This is a genomic window from Pedobacter sp. 22163 (assembly GCF_052045595.1).
In the GTDB taxonomy this organism is placed as follows: Bacteria; Bacteroidota; Bacteroidia; order Sphingobacteriales; family Sphingobacteriaceae; genus Pedobacter.
On the sequence record NZ_JBQEPM010000001.1, the window covers coordinates 865365 to 883600 of the forward strand.

The 18236-nt window shown below is 37.4% G+C and carries 16 protein-coding genes, 1 tRNA gene and 1 pseudogene; 6 read left to right on the forward strand and 12 right to left on the reverse strand.

From position 1 onward, the window contains the following. Positions 1-95: 95 nt before the first annotated feature. From ACTJKN_RS03650 to ACTJKN_RS03665, 4 genes are all read right to left on the reverse strand, one after another. Positions 96-758 carry an NAD-dependent epimerase/dehydratase family protein gene (locus ACTJKN_RS03650; RefSeq protein WP_172396093.1) on the reverse strand — a complete coding sequence of 221 codons (663 nt, stop codon included), beginning with the start codon at positions 756-758 and terminating at the stop codon, positions 96-98. A gap of 25 nt (positions 759-783) precedes the next feature. Beyond that, positions 784-1362 (reverse strand): TetR/AcrR family transcriptional regulator, encoded by a 579-nt coding sequence (locus ACTJKN_RS03655; RefSeq protein WP_172396092.1) that lies wholly within the window; start codon positions 1360-1362, stop codon positions 784-786. 18 nt (positions 1363-1380) lie between these two features. Then, positions 1381-1788 carry a nuclear transport factor 2 family protein gene (locus tag ACTJKN_RS03660; RefSeq protein WP_172396091.1) on the reverse strand — a complete coding sequence of 136 codons (408 nt, stop codon included), beginning with the start codon at positions 1786-1788 and terminating at the stop codon, positions 1381-1383. Positions 1789-2420: 632 nt separating this feature from the next. After that, positions 2421-2494, reverse strand: a tRNA-Ile gene (locus tag ACTJKN_RS03665). Positions 2495-2720: 226 nt separating this feature from the next. Here ACTJKN_RS03665 and ACTJKN_RS03670 point away from each other — a divergent pair. After that, on the forward strand, positions 2721-4814 hold the full coding sequence (locus tag ACTJKN_RS03670) for an HRDC domain-containing protein (protein ID WP_440822752.1): 2094 nt from the start codon (positions 2721-2723) through the stop codon (positions 4812-4814). Positions 4815-4819: 5 nt separating this feature from the next. On the opposite strand, the gene ACTJKN_RS03675 is transcribed toward ACTJKN_RS03670, so the two are convergent. Then, positions 4820-5788 carry a hypothetical protein gene (locus tag ACTJKN_RS03675; protein WP_440822754.1) on the reverse strand — a complete coding sequence of 323 codons (969 nt, stop codon included), beginning with the start codon at positions 5786-5788 and terminating at the stop codon, positions 4820-4822. A gap of 153 nt (positions 5789-5941) precedes the next feature. Here ACTJKN_RS03675 and ACTJKN_RS03680 point away from each other — a divergent pair, with 153 nt between their 5' ends. Continuing rightward, the gene (locus ACTJKN_RS03680; RefSeq protein ID WP_440822756.1) at positions 5942-7210 is read left to right on the forward strand and encodes an Hsp70 family protein; all 1269 of its coding nucleotides are present in this window, start codon (positions 5942-5944) and stop codon (positions 7208-7210) included. 428 nt (positions 7211-7638) lie between these two features. On the opposite strand, the gene ACTJKN_RS03685 is transcribed toward ACTJKN_RS03680, so the two are convergent. The 6 genes from ACTJKN_RS03685 to ACTJKN_RS03710 all read right to left on the reverse strand — a co-directional run bounded on the left by ACTJKN_RS03685 (position 7639) and on the right by ACTJKN_RS03710 (position 12356). Continuing rightward, on the reverse strand, positions 7639-9072 hold the full coding sequence (locus ACTJKN_RS03685) for an arylsulfatase (RefSeq protein WP_440822758.1): 1434 nt from the start codon (positions 9070-9072) through the stop codon (positions 7639-7641). Between the two features lie 353 nt (positions 9073-9425). After that, positions 9426-10202, reverse strand: a complete 777-nt coding sequence (locus ACTJKN_RS03690) for a helix-turn-helix domain-containing protein (RefSeq protein ID WP_440822760.1) — start codon at positions 10200-10202, stop codon at positions 9426-9428. A 126-nt stretch (positions 10203-10328) separates the two neighbouring features. Next, positions 10329-10538: a hypothetical protein gene (locus tag ACTJKN_RS03695; RefSeq protein WP_440822762.1), complete on the reverse strand. Its 210-nt coding sequence runs from the start codon at positions 10536-10538 to the stop codon at positions 10329-10331. Positions 10539-10644: 106 nt separating this feature from the next. After that, on the reverse strand, positions 10645-10842 hold the full coding sequence (locus tag ACTJKN_RS03700) for a cold-shock protein (RefSeq protein ID WP_131032641.1): 198 nt from the start codon (positions 10840-10842) through the stop codon (positions 10645-10647). A gap of 7 nt (positions 10843-10849) precedes the next feature. Then, the gene (locus tag ACTJKN_RS03705; RefSeq protein WP_440822764.1) at positions 10850-11035 is read right to left on the reverse strand and encodes a cold-shock protein; all 186 of its coding nucleotides are present in this window, start codon (positions 11033-11035) and stop codon (positions 10850-10852) included. 949 nt (positions 11036-11984) lie between these two features. After that, positions 11985-12356, reverse strand: coding sequence for a cold shock domain-containing protein (locus tag ACTJKN_RS03710; RefSeq protein WP_440822766.1), 372 nt, complete (start codon positions 12354-12356; stop codon positions 11985-11987). A gap of 129 nt (positions 12357-12485) precedes the next feature. On the opposite strand from ACTJKN_RS03710, the gene ACTJKN_RS03715 reads away from it, so the two are divergent. The 4 genes and pseudogenes from ACTJKN_RS03715 to ACTJKN_RS03730 all read left to right on the forward strand — a co-directional run bounded on the left by ACTJKN_RS03715 (position 12486) and on the right by ACTJKN_RS03730 (position 16432). Next, a complete protein-coding gene (locus ACTJKN_RS03715; RefSeq protein ID WP_440822768.1) occupies positions 12486-15197 on the forward strand; it encodes a PQQ-dependent sugar dehydrogenase in 2712 nt (903 codons plus the stop codon). A gap of 269 nt (positions 15198-15466) precedes the next feature. After that, positions 15467-16102, forward strand: coding sequence for an HAD family hydrolase (locus ACTJKN_RS03720; RefSeq protein ID WP_440822770.1), 636 nt, complete (start codon positions 15467-15469; stop codon positions 16100-16102). Between the two features lie 8 nt (positions 16103-16110). Beyond that, positions 16111-16173 (forward strand): annotated as a pseudogene (locus ACTJKN_RS03725) (DUF962 domain-containing protein); the annotation flags it as partial. A gap of 70 nt (positions 16174-16243) precedes the next feature. Next, positions 16244-16432: an Mpo1-like protein gene (locus ACTJKN_RS03730; protein ID WP_440822772.1), complete on the forward strand. Its 189-nt coding sequence runs from the start codon at positions 16244-16246 to the stop codon at positions 16430-16432. A 587-nt stretch (positions 16433-17019) separates the two neighbouring features. On the opposite strand, the gene ACTJKN_RS03735 is transcribed toward ACTJKN_RS03730, so the two are convergent. Beyond that, positions 17020-18204 carry a proline dehydrogenase family protein gene (locus tag ACTJKN_RS03735; RefSeq protein ID WP_440822774.1) on the reverse strand — a complete coding sequence of 395 codons (1185 nt, stop codon included), beginning with the start codon at positions 18202-18204 and terminating at the stop codon, positions 17020-17022. Positions 18205-18236 lie beyond the last annotated feature (32 nt).

Below are 18236 nucleotides of genomic sequence, written 5' to 3' on the forward strand. Positions count from 1 at the left end.
TTATAAGGCCAAATAAATACAATTATCTCTGAAGTACTGATTTTATTACAAAATGAGGGAATATTGATAATGCCAGTTTCAGCTGTTATTAAATTTTATTTGTACAGTTTGGATTGTCTTGCAATTAATTTTAAATCTTTTATTTCTAAAATGTTTTTGTTGTATCCAAGTGTCAGTGTCCGCATTAATGCAGTTCCGATTTCATCATAGGTCAAGGTTTTATTTGGAAAAACAAAAGGGTAGATAAGGTTAAGTCCTTTATAAATCAATCTTACATTTTTTTGTGCTTTCAACGGAATAATAAAACCTGGTCGGAAACTGTAAGCGGCTTTAAAATGTAGCTCTTTTAATGCGTTCTCTGTTTTGCCTTTTATCCTTGCCCACATTATTTTTCCATTTTCCGAACTATCTGCATACACTCCAGATAAGTAAAAGAAAACCATATTTGAATTGAAACGGGCAAGCTCCTTTGCAAACATTATTGTGGTATAAAAAGTGATGAAGTTGTACTTCTGCTCCTTCATTCCAAAGGAACTTATTCCTGCGCAATAAAAACAGCCATCGTAGCCAGTCAATTTAGCGCTATATCCGGCTAAATCTGTAAAATCTTTTACGATCAATTCAGAAAGTTTCGGATGCTTTAATGGAGAAGCTCTTCTGTTCACCATCAATACCTCAGTAATATTGGGATGATAAAGAGAAGCTAGCAAAATGCCTTCCCCTATCATCCCGGTGGCTCCTGTAATTATTATTTTCATTTTCTCATTTTCATTACGTTGCTCATCAGCGTTCAATCATTTTCCAAAACATAAAGAATGTATCCTGAATGATGTTGTGCTGTTCTTTTTTGGTGAATTTATTTGCCGAAAGGAATTGATTTACACCAAATACTTGATTACTAATCAATGCATACAATAAATTTACATCAATATCAACGATCTGTTGTTCCTCGATAGCCAGACGAAAGTGTGGTAGTACGGGAGCTATCTGAGCCGAAATTTCATCAGCACCAATTTTTTTCAGATAGGGCGAATTGGAGAACTGAGCAAGAAATGAAAATTCGTTGGGATTACGAAGCGACCATTTCAGCGATTGTTCATAGTAAGTTTTGATGACTTCCTTTGTTGATTTAACTTCTGTCAGTGCAACATTTATACTTTCTGTCGCCTGCCCTTTTACTTTCAAGTAAAGTGAAATAATCAACTCATCTTTAGTCGGAAAAAAATAAAACAAAGTCCCTGTTGCTATACCTGCCTCTTTTGCTATTTTACTTGTTGGTGTATCATTAAATCCTTGTTTTACAAATAATTCTAATGCTGTTTGAAGTAGCTTCTCCCTTTTATCCATAGATTCAGATTGCATTCCTAATGTTGTTAACTATTACTTTTCATCATCCATCGGGCCACAGAATAATTCATTAACCATAATGGTATCCAAATACTCATAAAGCCCGGTAATTAAGCCGTCGTTGAAGGTTAAAAGTAGTATCACATTGTTTTCGTAAATACGACCATCCTTTCTAGTTCCCACGATATGAACATAAAGTGCTGCCCGCTCTTCGTCTGCTGTGAGAGATTTAAGCGTCATCTTCATTCCCCCCGGAAACCGTTCTGCTACGGTGCCCCATAATTTTGCTTGGTTTTCTAACGATTGGTAACCTCCAAATGGCCACGATCCATCTCCACTCAACCAATAAACACAATCAGGCGTTTTTAATTTGGTCATTTCATCGAACTTTCCGGCCACCATTGCATTGAAATATTTTTCTGCGATTTCTTTTGTTCCCATATTTATAATTTAGTGACTGTTTAGTCAGTCATTCAAATGTACAACAATTTATTTATGGAATAACTAATAAAAAGGTTTAAAGCGTTTGTCTTAAATCTTAAGCTAAGTCGAGTTAGATCAATGGTGAATAATGGACGCGGTCTTCACCTTACTAACAAGTAGAAAAATTGGTAATTATCAAGATTACTTAAAAGCTTTGTGATTATCTCTTGTACCATAAGACAAGTTTAGGTACAGAATATGAAATCGATGAGGTAGCGCATGTTACTGACGAAATTCAATTTAATAACCAATTAATGCTTATGATATTTGACTGTTTTTTAGTTCAAAAGTTATCGGATAAAGGTATAGCACCTTTGTCCGGCTATAAAATTCTCTTTATCAAATAACGGTCGTTTTTTGATGTACACTTTTGTATTTCTCAAATGACTACTACGTTCAGATCGTAAAATTTATATAACATTGTTTATGATCGTATTCCAATCTTTAACACTTAGTCGGAATTTACTAGTCTATCTGACCAAAAACCTCAATGGGCTCGAATCAAAAAACAGCCTTTACACTACTATTAAAGCCAATAAATTTTCCGCCAAAAATACAAAACCCTCTTTACGGACTGTAAAGAGGGTTTGTGGGCCCACCTGGGCTCGAACCAGGGACCAAAAGATTATGAGTCTTCTACTCTAACCAGCTGAGCTATAGGCCCGGAAAAAAGATATTCCTTTTTTGCGAGTGCAATGTTACAAATTTGAATTGAAATTAGGAAAATGTTTTCGGCATTTTTTTATTAAAAGAAATAATATAAACTCATTTTCAACAGCTTAATTTTAATTTTCATTTTATTCATCCTCGTTTCTGATTAAAAATTGTGGATAAAACGCCGGTTAATCTATCCTCAAATCAATTTCGAATAGGTTAATTTTGCAATTGATATGAATACGCCCGATCCGGACAACCAACTTCTTTTAGATTTTTTAGCCACCACCAACCAGCCTGTTTTTTTAACTGGGAAAGCTGGAACGGGCAAAACTACGCTCCTACGTAAGATTAGAGATACCACCAAAAAGAATTTTGCCGTTGTTGCACCTACCGCTGTTGCGGCAATAAACGCTGGTGGCGTAACACTTCACTCCTTTTTTCAGATTCCCTTTGGTCCTTTGGTTCCTATTGTTGATGAAAATGCTGAAACGAATTTTAAATATTCAGACGAAAAAACAAGGTTATTGCGCTGTCTTGATTTATTAATTATTGATGAAATTAGTATGGTAAGGGTTGATCTAATTGATTTTATCGACCGTACTTTAAAGCGCGTTAAAGGCTCTAACCGTCCTTTTGGTGGCGTTCAGGTGTTAATGATCGGCGATCTTTACCAGCTCTCTCCTATTTTTCACGATGCCTGGCATATCCTGGGCAGTTACTATTCCAGCCCCTACTTTTTCGATAGCCTGATTTTCAGGTCTACGCCAATGCTTACGTTTACCTTAGATAAAGTTTATCGCCAATCAGACCCCATATTTCTGGATATTTTAAACGGCATGCGCGAAAACAGTCTTGATACGGGCTTGCTAGCGAAACTAAACGAGCGTTACGATCCATCTTTAAATCAGGAATGGAAAGATGATTACATTACTTTAACCACACACAACCAGCTGGTTAACGAAATCAACCAGGGCTGTTTAGAAAAATTACCGGGAGAAATTTTTGAATTTAATGCAGAGGTAAGCGGCGATTTTCCTAAAGATGCCTACCCTACCGATGAAAAACTCCAGTTAAAACTCGGGGCGCAGGTTATCTTTATTAAAAACGATTCTTCGGGCAAAAAGCAGTTTTACAATGGAAAAGCGGCAAAAATAACGGCTATCAGTCAAGATTCAATAAAAGTAACCTTTACCAACGGTGGCAGGGAAATCGAAGTAGAAAAAGAAATCTGGCAAAATGTTAAATATAGCCTGAGCGACGAAGAAAATAAAATCGATGAAACCAGTACGGGATCATTCTCACAATACCCCTTTAAATTAGCCTGGGCCATCACTGTACATAAAAGCCAGGGATTAACCTTCGATCAGGCAATAGTTGATGTAAGCACCGCATTTACCCACGGACAGGCTTATGTAGCACTCAGTCGCTGCAGAAGTTTAGAAGGGCTTATCTTAAAATCACCTGTGGTTGCCGAAAATATCATTACCGATGCCAAGGTAATCAGTTTCACAAAAGCCAGTCACCAGGATAAACCTACGCCAGAGCTACTGGCACGTTATACGCAGCGATATGCCTGGGGATTGATCCATGAGTTACTGGACTTTTCGCTGGTTGCCAAAGACTGGGAAAAACTCGGGCGTTCCAAACTGATCGACAAAGACGAGAAAAATGCCTTTTTATCAATTTATGAACAAGGTAGCCAGATCCTTCAGCACGAAATCTTTAAAGTGGCCAGGAATTTTATTGCAAAAGAATTTTCTAAAATAAGCACCGATGAAAATCCGGCAAATGAAAGTGCTTTTATGGAACGTTTACAGAAGGCATCTGATTATTTCGTTCCAAAACTGGAACAGCTTATTACCTTAATGGCAAGAATTGTGGCCATCAACTTTTATAATGATACCCACTCTGACAAACTCCTTACCGTATTAAACGACTGTAAAGATGCACTCCAGATAAAACTGGCTCTATTTAAAATTTCGTGGAATCCATTTTCTATCAAAGATTATATTAATACTTTACATGCGGCAGGCAATAAACAGCAAGAGAAAAAACCAGTTAAATCGAGCATCAAGCCAAAAGAGATTTCCAATCCACAGGTGTATAAAAACCTGATCGAATGGCGCAAAACAATCGCGCTGCAACGGGGCACTCAAGATTACGCTGTACTTTCAGATTTAGCGCTGCTTTCCATTGCCGAAAAAATGCCCAGAACTACCGATCAACTGGCAGCACTTAAAAGTGTAGGAATTGGCAATGCAAAAGAACTTGGCCAACAAATTACCCGCATTGTAAACGCCCATTTGGGTACAAGTGAGTTATTTTAAATGACCTAGGCATTTATTGCCTTTACAATAAAGAAAATATTTAAAAGAAGGTAAACGGTTAAAAGCGAGATGGAGAAAAACCGATCAAACCTTTCGGCTTTTTTCTCTTCTCCTCTTTTGATCATTTTTAAAGAAAAGGCTGTTAATATGATAATGATCAAAATAAACACCAGAGTAATTCCGTGCAAAGTATCTACCAGGGTAAAAGTAGTCGATTCGGGGAGCGAACCGTCAATAATGTATTTATTGCCGATTACAGCAAAAAGAGAGCCTACACTTAACCCAAAGCGCGAGTCGATGCTATCGGCATGGATATAAAAGCACATGTAAGCAATAAAAAAAGCAACATACATACCTAAAAACATTTTCCAGAACAGCCCAAAAGCATCTCTGCTGATCCCTATCCTCACCTTATAACTACTATATTCTGTTCTTGGCACTTTTATACTTGGATCGCCAAAAGCCGTTTCATAAATTTTATTGGCTGCAGAAGTTTTTAAACTATCGATATTCCATCCACGTAGGGTAAACCGGGGATCAAACTGCTTACCTAAAGTATCAGGAACAAATACCAGGGCTGCTGAATCAAATTGTGAATTTTCTACGGAAAGCCTCAGCAATTGATGGTCGAACGGAAAATTATTGATCGACCACGAATCTTTCATTACACACTGCAACTTCATTAGCATGTATATTTCATTACCACTGCTATCTATGGTCGAAAATGATTTGCTAATCGTTTTGGCCTGCGGTATCTCCAGGTTATCGGCAAAATTAAATTCCTTGTTTTTATACTTTAGCCATAGCCAGAAATTAATGGTATATTCTTTGTCTTTAAAATCTATATCGTGGATGCTCGTCACATAAATTCCGGTCTTTACCGTATCGGGTATATTTTTTTGAGCTAAAGAAACCGTATTGATGCAAAAAAGCTGGAAAATCAAACCCAGTAAAAAGAGTATAGTAGTTTTCAACTGTGATTAATTTAAAGCGTGAATGTTTTTTAAATATAGTGAATAAGCTTTTATATACAAGGGATATTTTAAGCTTAAAAAAGCTTTCAGGCCTCGTTTTTTTTTAATACTTTCGCAACCCCATTTTAGTCGCCAAACACAGCATACCAAGCCATGAGTAAGTTTTTATACGGAATCGATTTTGGAACAACCAATTCGGCACTTTCTATTTATGATGAAGAAAAGAAAGAAATTGTAGATACGATTTCTATCCCCTCGTTAATCTATTTTACAGAAGTAAAAAGTATTGTTGATGGTGAAAGTCATATTGTTGGCGAAAAAGCAATAGATGCTTACCTGAGCGACGGTATGAAAGGCCGCTTTATCAAATCCATTAAACAGATCCTTTCGAGAACTACTTTTACCGAAACGCGTATTCACAATAAACGATATACAGCTTCTGATCTGGTTACGCTTATTCTTAAAGACCTGAAAGAAAAAGCCGACCTGATTACAGGCTACGACTGTCAAAAAGCCATTATCGGCCGTCCTGTTTTCTTTGATGATGATAATACGATGAAAGATACCCTGGCGCAGACCAGGTTAAAAAAAGCCGCTGAAAGCGCGGGTTTTACTGATGTTCGTTTTCAATTCGAACCTATTGGGGCGGCCTTTGCCTACGAAAAAACAATCGAGAAAAAAGAACGCGTTTTAGTAGCCGATTTAGGTGGGGGGACAACAGATTTCACCTACCTGATCCTTGATCCGGATAAGGTTGGCAGCAAAGACCGTAAAAAAGATATGATTGCCTCAGGAGGTATCTACATTGGTGGCGATAGTCTCGATTCTGCTTTTATGTGGGATAAAGGCACACCATATTTCGGAAAAAACACGATGTATGAGGCTACACCCGGTAAGGTTTTAAACGTGCCAAAATCACTTTTTGCCAATATCTGCACCTGGGATAAAATGAACTTTTTTAACGGTTTAAAAATCCAGAAAGAGATTGAGGAATATTATTATTACTCCGGGAACGATCCGAAATTTAAAAACCTGATCACGTTGATCGAAAATAACCTCGGTTATTCCTTGTTCAGATCGATTGAAAAAACGAAAATTGAACTTTCCGACCAACCTGTTTCTACATTTGCCTATAGTAATATGGAAATCGAAATTGATGAAAATATTTCGCTCGAACAGTACAATTCGATTATCGAAAAAGACATCAATAAAATCGATACTTACCTGGATCAATTTATGGAAACATATAAAATCAAGCCAGAAGACATTGACTGTTTGTTTTTAACCGGAGGAACATCGATGGTTTCGGCCGTGCAAAATCTGTTTAAAACCAAATTCCCCCACATTCCATTAAACTCTGGCGATAACTTTAAAAGTGTGGCTAAAGGATTGGCTTATAGCGGTTATCTATTTGAGGATTAAAGATAAATCTGCAACATAGCAGCACTGTCTGCATAGGTCATAGGCCGAGGAGAAGAATGCTGATTTGGATTTGGAGCGCAGGATCTGTGCAAAACACCCAGTTCCTTCCCGTTTTCCGCTTTTACGCTTCGCTGCCTCGTACCTCGTTGCTGCAGGGTAACGCTTCAACCGGGGCTAATGGGCCAAAACAGTATTTCATTTTTGTGATTGCAGGATGCACAAACCCTTGTTCCTAACCCGATCCGATAGCTATCTGATGGAGCGAACATTACCATTCGCTTTTATACCAAAACGTGATGGAAGATTAGATGAACAACAAACTGCAGGCTTATATTTCACTTTCACCTGAGTATTGCGCTTCACCCTACCATTTTTACAGGCAAAAAGCAAGTGCAGCTCAAAATTAGAATTGGCTTAATCATCTTCATCTATTTTTCTACTTCCGACCAATCAAAACGTGGATTTTCTGAGGGTGTTTTGGCTTGCTTCATTAAAGCATAAAGCGCTTTAACGGTTTCAGGATTTTTTGCCGCAATATCATTCTTTTCACCGATATCACTGTTTAAGTTATACAGTTCCAGCTTTTCGGCAGTTCCTTTATCTTTAAAACGGATCAACTTCCAGTCGCCTTTGGTTACAGCTTCTTTTAGGCCGTTTTCGTTAAACTGCCAATAGAAATATTCATGTTCTTTAGCTGCTTTTTTACCGCTTAACAAAGGAGAAAAAGACAATCCATCAATATTTTTTGGTGATGCTGTTCCTGTTAGCTCTCCAAGGGTTGGCAATATATCCCAAAATGCCCATGGCGTTGGATTAACCTGACCCGCAGCAATTTTTCCAGGCGCCCTTACAATTAACGGTACACGGATTCCACCTTCATATAAATCTCGCTTTACGCCTCTAAACTCGCCACTGCTGTTAAAAAACACCGGATCAGCACCGCCTTCTTTGTGCGGACCGTTATCACTGGTAAAGAAAATATAGGTATCGTTATCTAAACCTAATTTTTTGATCAATGCTACAATAGTACCCACATCAGTATCAAGTTTATTTACCATGGCCGCAAAAGCGGCATGTGGCTGCGCCTGACTATCATAGCTTCCTTTTTTCTCAAAAGGTATTTCAGGCGGGAATTTACTCGAACCGTCTGCATTCTGGAACTTCTTCAACAGTTCTGCCGGTACTTTCAGCTCGGCATGCGGAAGAGTTAAAGGCAGATACACAAAGAAAGGCTGATCTTTATTGAGGTTGATGAAATCAGCTGCTTTATTTATGATCAGGTCTTCAGTATATTTTGTGGTATCAACAGGCACTTCTACTGTTTTACCACCAACAATTTCGTACAAACGACTGGTGTAATAATCGTGTGCATGCGATTGATCCAGGTATCCATAAAAACTATCGAAACCTTTTAAATGCGGAGCACCTTTACTGTCCTCATCGCCTAAACCCCATTTACCAAACATGCCTGTTTTATATCCATTTCCTTTTAAACGTTCGGCCAAGGTGGTATCCTGCGCACGTAAAGCGGCCAGACCATCTTTTGCTTTTGCATTGCCTCTAATCCAGGCATGTCCCATGGTATAACCAGTCATTAAAGCGCATCTGGAAGGCGCGCAAACGGTATTTCCTGAATAGAAACGGGTAAACTTAATTCCTTCTTCAGTGAGTTTATCCAGGTTTGGTGTCGGGATTTTAGAATTCGGATTAAAACTGTGTACATTACCGTAGCCAAGATCATCAGCCAGGATAAAAATAATATTGGGTTTCTTTTTGCTTTGTGCTTGTACAGATGCAAAACTGGCCATAAACGTAGCAAAAGCTATAAATTTTAAAACATTTAGTATGGGAAAAGATTTCATAAACGCTTGTTTCACAATGATTATATTTTGGCAAATATAATTTTTTGCAAATGATCTACAAACTTACTAGACTTTTTGTTTTACTTGCCTGAGATTATCGTAGACGCGTGTTTGTAAATACTAAAATACAACTTCGTAACATTATTAGGAATATTTTTTTTCTTTAAGCTAAGATTTTATAATTTAGCCAATGCAAAATTGGTGCGGCTGATAAAATAGATGCAGTAAGCAAAACTTTACGCGTTAGGCGTGAAAGCAATTAATGTAGTGAGGTCTGGAAAACCTGTTCTCTAGAAGAGATGAATCGAACTGACGAACATTTCTTTGGCAGACGCACCAATTTTTCATTCAATTTAAGTTAGGCGGCTAAATTGAAGTACCGATATGCCTTTATGCCGCCTAAAACTCGTGCTAAAGTTAGTGGTTTGTTCAAAGCCTAATAATTCGGCTATTTCATCAACCGTATAATCGCTATGAAGCAACAATTCTTCCGCTTCGCGCATAATCCGATCTTTTATGAGTACTGTTAAGCTTTTTCCAAGTACACGGTCTAAAAATTTATTCAATTTGCCAGCGCTCATCCCCATGCCTTCTGCATAAAACTGAATGGACCTTTCTTGCTTATAAAATTGCTCCAAAATGGCCCTAAACCGTAATACCTGCTGTAAATCATCTAAGGTCAAAGCAGCAAGATAGCCGTCTAAACCAGCCGTAAAACCCAGAAATAATGATAAGTACTGTGCTAAAAAGGGCATATCTCTCTTAATATTGATTTCTCTTTTTAGCTGATCGAGCAGACTATAAGTTTTAATTGATTTGTGCGAATCGAGGTCCCTGAAAGACAAATTCAAGAAGAGATTCTTAGCCTGGGGATCTAAGTGCTGAAGTAAAAATTCGGCATATAACAAACTGCTAAAACTGAGCCAGTAACCTGAGGTAATTTCTCCTTCGAGCCTAACCAGTCCTTCTTCCGGAATAAAAAATATCCTGCCTTTTAACAAGGGGTAATCGCCAGAATTCATGCACAAATAGCCATTCCCCTCACGTACAATCAACATACGCATAGGGTATATTGCCTGCAACGCACGTTCTCTTTTAAAAAAACCGGTAATTGGCTCTAGCTGTATCATAACTTCAGGATAAACAACGGTAACTCCAAAGTTATCAGATTTGGTTACAAGTTGCTAAAATAATCTATTATAATGATTAAATTCTATCTGTATACAGGCTATAAGAATCAAAGCATTTAACGATCATTAATCCTTTGGCTCAATAATTAACACATTTATTGCAATTGATAATGTTTGATGCAATTCGAAAGAAACCTTTAAACCCTTTTTTAGATTAAATCCATTGATTGGGCCGCTTTGATAAAACAGAACTTCTTGTCCAATATCGTTCCTGATTCTCCCAAAGCCTTCGGTTTCATTATAATAATCTATTGTTCCCATTTCTTTTGCCACCATTTTGACTCTTTTGCGTTAACTAATATATAGCTAACTCAAAAAACTGTGCCAAATAATAAATAGACCGGTAATATGATATAAAAAGAACCTCTGAAAATGACCTTACCTATGCAGATAGCACCATTACCTTAATGGCCTCAATGCCACTTTGCGTAAATTCAATATCAAACTGAACAATATTATTGGGTTTTATCGGATCGATTACACCGCGGGCAAAAACACTCACTTCGCGCCCACCATTTGATGGTGTAATACTGCCAACACCTTCTTTGGGGTTATAAAACTTTACAGTACCTAATCTCATTGCGCCATTAAATCAGTTTTACATTAACCGCATTGGGGCCTTTTTTTCCTTGCGCAATTTCGAACTCTACCCGATCATTCTGGCTTATTTTGTCGACCAAGCCTGTTACATGAACAAAAACTTCATCTCCATTTTCTGTTATAACGAAACCAAAACCTTTAGCTTCATTGTAAAATTTTACTGTTCCTTGCATTTAATTCAGATTTAATACAACAAACATACAAAAACTCAAAAAGTTTTAGCAATTAAATAGATTTCTATACTAAATCTATAGATCAAGCAACAATTAATGATGATTTTGATATTTGGACAAACAAAGTGTATACAAACAAAAAAAGTCGCAGACTGAATCAGCAACTTCTCTATTTTATTGCCTTACACTAAGTATTTACAAAGCGCAATTAGCTCAAAAAGCCGACGAAAACGAGTACTCTTTACCAGCATCGATATTACGATTGGCATAATATAAGGCCTTTAATGGAAGAAATTTTATTAAAACTGCTCCTATTAATAAGCGCTCAGCTTACATTTATTGCACATTACAAACAGCCCTAATACTACAAGGTTGTTATGATACTAGAAAATGAATTCTTTTTTTACCCGATACCGAATTTTGCTGCATCATCAAAATAAACCATTCGAAGAGAAAAATTTCTCTTGAAAAAAGTATTTGAAAATTGAACTAACCCTTTTTTCCGCTAAAAATCACAAAGAAAACACTAAAACCACCTAAAAGGAAAACTATTCCAAGAATCAAATTTACTTTATCGCCCATTCTGTAAGTTACAGATTAAAATCAGAATGACAATAGGCTGACACAAAATAATTCAAAAAAACAACTTAAAGTTGTATGATTTTTAATTTTTATAGTTTTTTTACACTGATTCCGATGAGTCCGGTTGATGATGAGATAAGCTGATAATTGACCCGATCGCCAATTTTAAGTCCTTCGCGCCTAAGAACCAGAACCCGCTTTTTAAGCTCATCATCTTTTAAAAAACAGATAGGCTTATCCTTATGAAATGCGACTATGGTTCCCGTTGCCATGCGTATTAAATCAATTATTTTATCATAACTGATTTTAAATAGCCTAAACGGGACACTCTTAGAAGAGATTAAGCAGAATTTTAAAATCGAAATTTTTATATTAAAGTTTTAGGCCTCATCTTAAGTTTAGCTATACCCATTATGTTTTTAGCAACTACTCCTCTTTTCGTAATAGCGGTATCAAATTCGACTGTACTTCCAACATACAAACCTTTCGCTTTGCAATCTACTATATCAAAATAAATACTTTCTAAAACCAAATACTGAGAGATTAAACCGAAACCTCTTTCTTTATTGTAAGCTGTTATTACTCCAGTCATCGTATTATTTTTAGAGTGTATACTATATAAAACTAACATTACCAGCATAATACCTATTAAACAGTAGAGATTCTTGAAGAAAAAATAGATGACCTTAATAAATTTGTTGATGTAGGAATTTTGACCGAAAACGTTTTGTAATTTCATTTTGGATCTAAATTTAATCGTTCTATAAATAAGTTATTTTATATTGACATTATTCGCATAAATTTTGATACAATACCTCAGGCTATAAAACTATATCCTATATTTATTCAAAATACTTTAATCAAATAAATGAAAACAACTTTTACGTTACTGTTATCTGCCATTGCATTTGTATTAATATCGGCAACAACACTGAACAAAAACATTTACGAAAGCAGGGCTTTCGATTTTTTCCCAAAATATAAAATAGACACACCAGATCAAGATCGTTTTGTAAAAGTGACCCTTGCACAAGGAGAGTTTACCGAGCCTACAGAAATGACCATTCTTCCTAATCTGGATATTTTGGTAGCACAGCGCAGAGGCGAAGTATTGATTTATAAAAACCAGACAAAGAAAATTAAAGAGGCTGGCAAACTTGATGTTTATTTTAAAACCAACACCCCTAATGTTAATGCAGAAGAAGGGTTATTGGGCATGGCTGCCGACCCAAAATTTGCCATAAACAATTATGTTTATCTTTTTTATAGCCCTTTTGATAAATCTGTAAACCGATTATCAAGGTTTAAGCTGGTAAACGATCAGATTGTAAAAGAATCAGAAAAGATCATTTTAGAATTCTATTCTCAACGCGAAATCTGCTGCCATACCGGAGGATCAATCGCTTTTGGTTCAGACAATTTACTTTATGTATCTACTGGCGATAACTCTACTCCTTTTGATGCCCCAAAACAGAAATATGTAAATAAAGGTTATGCGCCGCTTGATAACAGAAAAGGTTTTGAGCAATACGATGCCAGAAGATCGGCTGGAAACACCAACGATTTGAGAGGTAAAATCTTAAGGATCAAAGTAAATGAAGATGGCACTTACAGCATCCCGGATGGTAACCTTTTTCCGAAAAATGATCCAAAATCTAAACCTGAAATTTATGTAATGGGTGATAGAAATCCTTATCGGATTTCAGTAGATCAAAAAACGAATTTTTTATATTGGGGAGAAGTTGGTCCTGATGCTTCCAATGATGACGCTTTAAGGGGGCCAAGGGGATATGATGAAGTAAACCAGGCAAGAAAGGCTGGTAACTTTGGCTGGCCCTTATTTATAGGCAATAACTACCCGTATAAAGCTTACGATTATACCAACGGAGCTAATGGCAATGCTTTTGATCCTGAAAAGCCAATTAACAATTCGCCAAACAATACAGGTTTAGAGCAACTTCCACCTGCGCAACCTGCTTATATCTGGTATGCCTATGGCGAATCGGCAGAATTTCCACAGGTAGGCTCAGGCGGGCGTACTGCAATGGCCGGACCAGTTTATTATGCAACTGCAAACTCACCCTACCCCGCTTACTATAACGGAAAATTGATTATTTACGAATGGGTACGTGGATGGGTTAAAGCCGTAACCATGAATGCACAGGGTGATTATATAAGCATGGAACCCTTTATGTCTAATGTTTCTTTAGCTGCACCTATTGATATGGAATTGGGGCCGGATGGGAAATTGTACATCCTGGAGTATGGCAAAGGCTGGTTTACTAAAAACCCTGATGCAGCGATTACGAGGATTGACTATTTAAAAGGTAACCGACCGCCATCAGTTGAAAGTTTAAATATTGCTAAAACAAGTGGATTACTTCCTTACAAATTAACTGCAACTGTTACGGCTAAAGATCCGGATGGAGATGCTTTAACTTACGTTTGGAACCTGGGAAAAGGAATTACCAAAACTACTACCACGCCAAGTTTACAATATACCTTTACTAAAGCGGGCGAATATCCGGTAAGTGTTACTGTAATTGATAAAAGTAAAGCTTCTGCAAAAAGCCAGGTTGTACCAGTTTATGCTGGGAACGAACATCCAACTGTAGCTATTGACTTAGCTGGGAACAAGAGCTTTTATTTTCCGAATAAACCAGTTGATTATAAAGTTTTAGTAAGCGATAAAGGTGCTAAAGTGAATAATAATCGCATATACATTTCAAATACATATACAGAAGGAACAGATTTAGCTGGAGCAGAATTGGGCCACCAACAAGCAGCACAAACCCTTGTGGGTAAAACGCTAATGTTAAAATCTGATTGTAGCACTTGCCACAAAGAGGCTGCTGTTTCCATTGGTCCTGCATTTAATAAAATCGCAGCAAAATATAAAAACGATAGTAAAGCGGTTGATTATCTGGCTTCGAAGGTAATAGGCGGCAGTCAGGGTGTTTGGGGAGAAGTACCCATGCCTGCACACACTGCGATGAAAGAAGCTGAGGTTAAAAAAATTACGGAGTGGATTATGACTTTAGGCAATAAAGAAGCGGTTAAAGCATCACTTCCAACTGCAGGCAAAATCATTCCACCAGCTGCTGCTGATAAGAAGAAATCGGTTTTAACTTTAAAGGCAACTTATACAGATGCAGGAGGTACGGCATTTAAAAAACCGTTAACCACAACAAAAGTGATCAACCTGAAAAGTAATGTAATTGATGCGGATGATATCAAAGATTTTGGCGGCTTTGAGCGAAAAGATATCTATGGTGGTGAAAAACTTATTCTGACCAAAGCAAATGGTTGGATTGCCATTAAAAATGTTGATTTAACTGGTATTTCAGGATTTGGTTTTTCATTTTTAAATCTTGATCCTGGATCAGATGGCGAAATCGAGATCAGATTAGATGATAACAAAGGCATTATGATAGGCAAATCTACCTTTAGGAAAAGCATCCCGATCAACATGCTTTCAGATGGAAAATTTCATTCTATTTATTTTGTGTTCAAAGAACTAAAAACCGGCGACAAAAAGAACAGACCGATTATTCAATCAATTACGGTAGAACCTAAATAGTCGGTGTTGTCGTCATTCCCGCGCAGGCGGGAATCTTAATGCAAATTGAAAATTACCACAAAAATGCGTTAAGATTGTCTTCGATGAGCACTGCGTGGTTTCCAATCAACCCGATAGCTCCTATCGGGTTACGAATGGCCGCATAGCAAGATAATGTACCCGAAACTTACTTACAATAGGTTTCGGGTTTTTTATTGTAAAAAAATGCCGTTTAATACCCTGCATTAAATCAGCAATAATATCTTTGCAGCAAATGCTAAAGGATTTCCATGCAAAACATTAAAAACATTATTTTCGATTACGGAAACGTAATATTTGATATCGATTTCAGAATTGCGCAAGCATCATTTCAAAAATTGGGCATTACTGACATCGAAAACTTCTTTGCCCATAAAGCACACAATCAATTATTTGATGACTTTGAAACCGGAGCAATTTCTCCTGCCGAATTCAGGGCAGGAATTAGAAAGGCAGCGGGCAAACCAGACTTAACCGATAAACAGATTGACGATGCCTGGAACAGCTTATTGATCGGTACCATTCAGGAAAACCACGATTTACTGCTTCGGGTAAAAGAAAAATACCGTACATTTTTACTGAGCAACAACAACGAAATTCATTACGACTGGATTATCAACTACCTCAAAACCACTTTCGAAATCAATAATTACGATGCTTATTTTGAGAAAGCCTATTTTTCTCAGCACATGAAACTGCGCAAACCAAACACCAATATTTTCGAACAGGTATTAAAAGACAATAATTTAGATCCCACCGAAACTTTATTTATTGATGATAGTCCACAACACATCGAAGGTGCTAAAAAAGTAGGTTTAAATACCTTATTAATGACCGAAAAACCTGCTCAACTGGAATCTTTTTTAAAAGCAAACGGAATTTTGTAAATTAGTATATGTCAGAAAAAAAGTTTAAGTCGCTAAAAGAGTTCTACCCTTTTTATTTGTCAGAACATACCAATACGACATCGCGTATTTTACATTTTATTGGTACGGGATTGGTTTGTCTTGCTTTTTTTCACAGGATTTTTGTTTCACAACTGGCATTTCTTTCTGGCCATACCCGTGCTGGGATATGGCTTTGCATGGGTTGGTCACTTTTTCTTCGAAAAAAACAAACCCGCTACTTTTCAGTATCCGGGTTATAGTTTAGTAAGCGATTTTATATTGTTCTACGACCTCTTAACCGGGAAACAATCTTTTGTAGTGAAGAAATAATTCTGCGTGATTAAAAACAACCACTAGGCCTAAACTCGATCCGATAGCTATAGGGTGAAGCGGCATCCTTTTTGGCTGTCACCCTGAGGGGTAATTTATCTTATAAAAATTAATGTGAGTAACGTACAATTGTTTTCTTTTCCATACACCAGGGGCTTGCCTCGGCTCGCCGCCGCCGAAGGGCTCTTTCTTTTTGGCATCAAAAAGAAACAAAAAATGCCGGCTTAAAATTTTTCTTTGAAGGCAGTTGTGCGGCCAGACCAGTGCAGCCCGAAAAATTTGTTAGGCCGGATCTAAGTAGAACGGAGATACGGTGCTATGGCCCAGCTGGATGGAAATTCGAAAGCCGTTAAAATGTTGATTAATATGATTTGCAAAATAACGCCAATGGTAGCTAATTCGAAGGGCAGCCAAAAAGAATTGTCATCGTGACCAAAAGAAAAATCGTCATCTCGACTGAAGCGCAGTCCCGAGCTTTCGGGAGAGAGATCTATCTAGACAGATTTAGCTTCGCTGAGCACTTCGTGGTTCTCAACTGCGTTGCACTCCGCTCGAAATGACGATTCTAAGATTAACCAAAAACTGAACTACAGTTTTCTTCTTTTTAATTCTCTTTCAATCAAACCTAACTCACGGCCTGTTTGCCCGGCAACTGATGTATTTTCTTGTGCTCTTCTGAACAGATAAGGCATTACCGCTTTTATCGGCCCGTAAGGAACATATTTTGCTACATTATAATTCGAATCGGCAAGGTTAAAGCTCAAGTTATCACTCATCCCTAACAACTGGGCAAAATATACATGAGGGTGATTGTGCTTAATATTCTTTTCCTCTAAAAGGTAAGTCAATAAACGGCTGCTATCTTCGTTGTGCGTTCCCGCAACGATGGCAATTTCTTCAATATGATCTACACAATACCGTAAAGATTCGTTATAATCATGGTCAGATGCTGCTTTATCTGGTTGAATTGGTGAGGGATAACCCATTTCTGCAGCACGTTTACGTTCTTTTTCCATATAGGCACCACGAACCATTTTCACACCCAGAATAAAACCATCAGCTTTTGCAATTAAATGGTCGGCTTTCATATCGGCCAGTTTATCATGGCGGTACATTTGGTAGGTATTGTAAACAATAATATGCTCTCGGTTAAATTTACGCATCATATCCAAAGCCAGTTCATCAATGGTATTCTGGATCCAGGTTTCTTCTGCATCGATCATAATCGGCACACCTTTATCGAAAGCCGTTTTACAGATCATTTCGCAACGCAGTTTTACTTTTTCGTATTCTGCCTTTTCTGCCTCATTTAAGATTTCTTTAGCATCCAGTTTCTGCAATAAGGCAAAACGTCCAATGCCTGTTATTTTGAAAACTGTGATCGGAATTTTGGCATCACCATCAGCGCGGACAATCGTACGGATAATCTCTGCACAGGTTTCATCAAAAACCTGCTCCTCTTCTTCGCCTTCAACCGAATAATCTAAAATGGTACCCACTCCGCCCTTATCCAATTGTTCAATGGCTTTATCACATTCGGCAATGGTTTCGCCCCCACAAAATTGTTGAAATATAGTTGCTTTTATTGCTCCCTGGATTGGTAAACCAATATTTAAAAAGAAATTGGTAATGGCAGGGCCAACTTTGGTAAGGAAATTACTGCCAATCATTTTAAAAAGCCAATATGCTTTTTTTAGTTCGTTGTTAGATTTTTGACGGAAAGCAATTTCCGTATTGTCGAAATTTGGTTGTTTGTTGGGGGATAAATCCATTTTTATCTATTAATAAGTCAGATTGGTGCAAA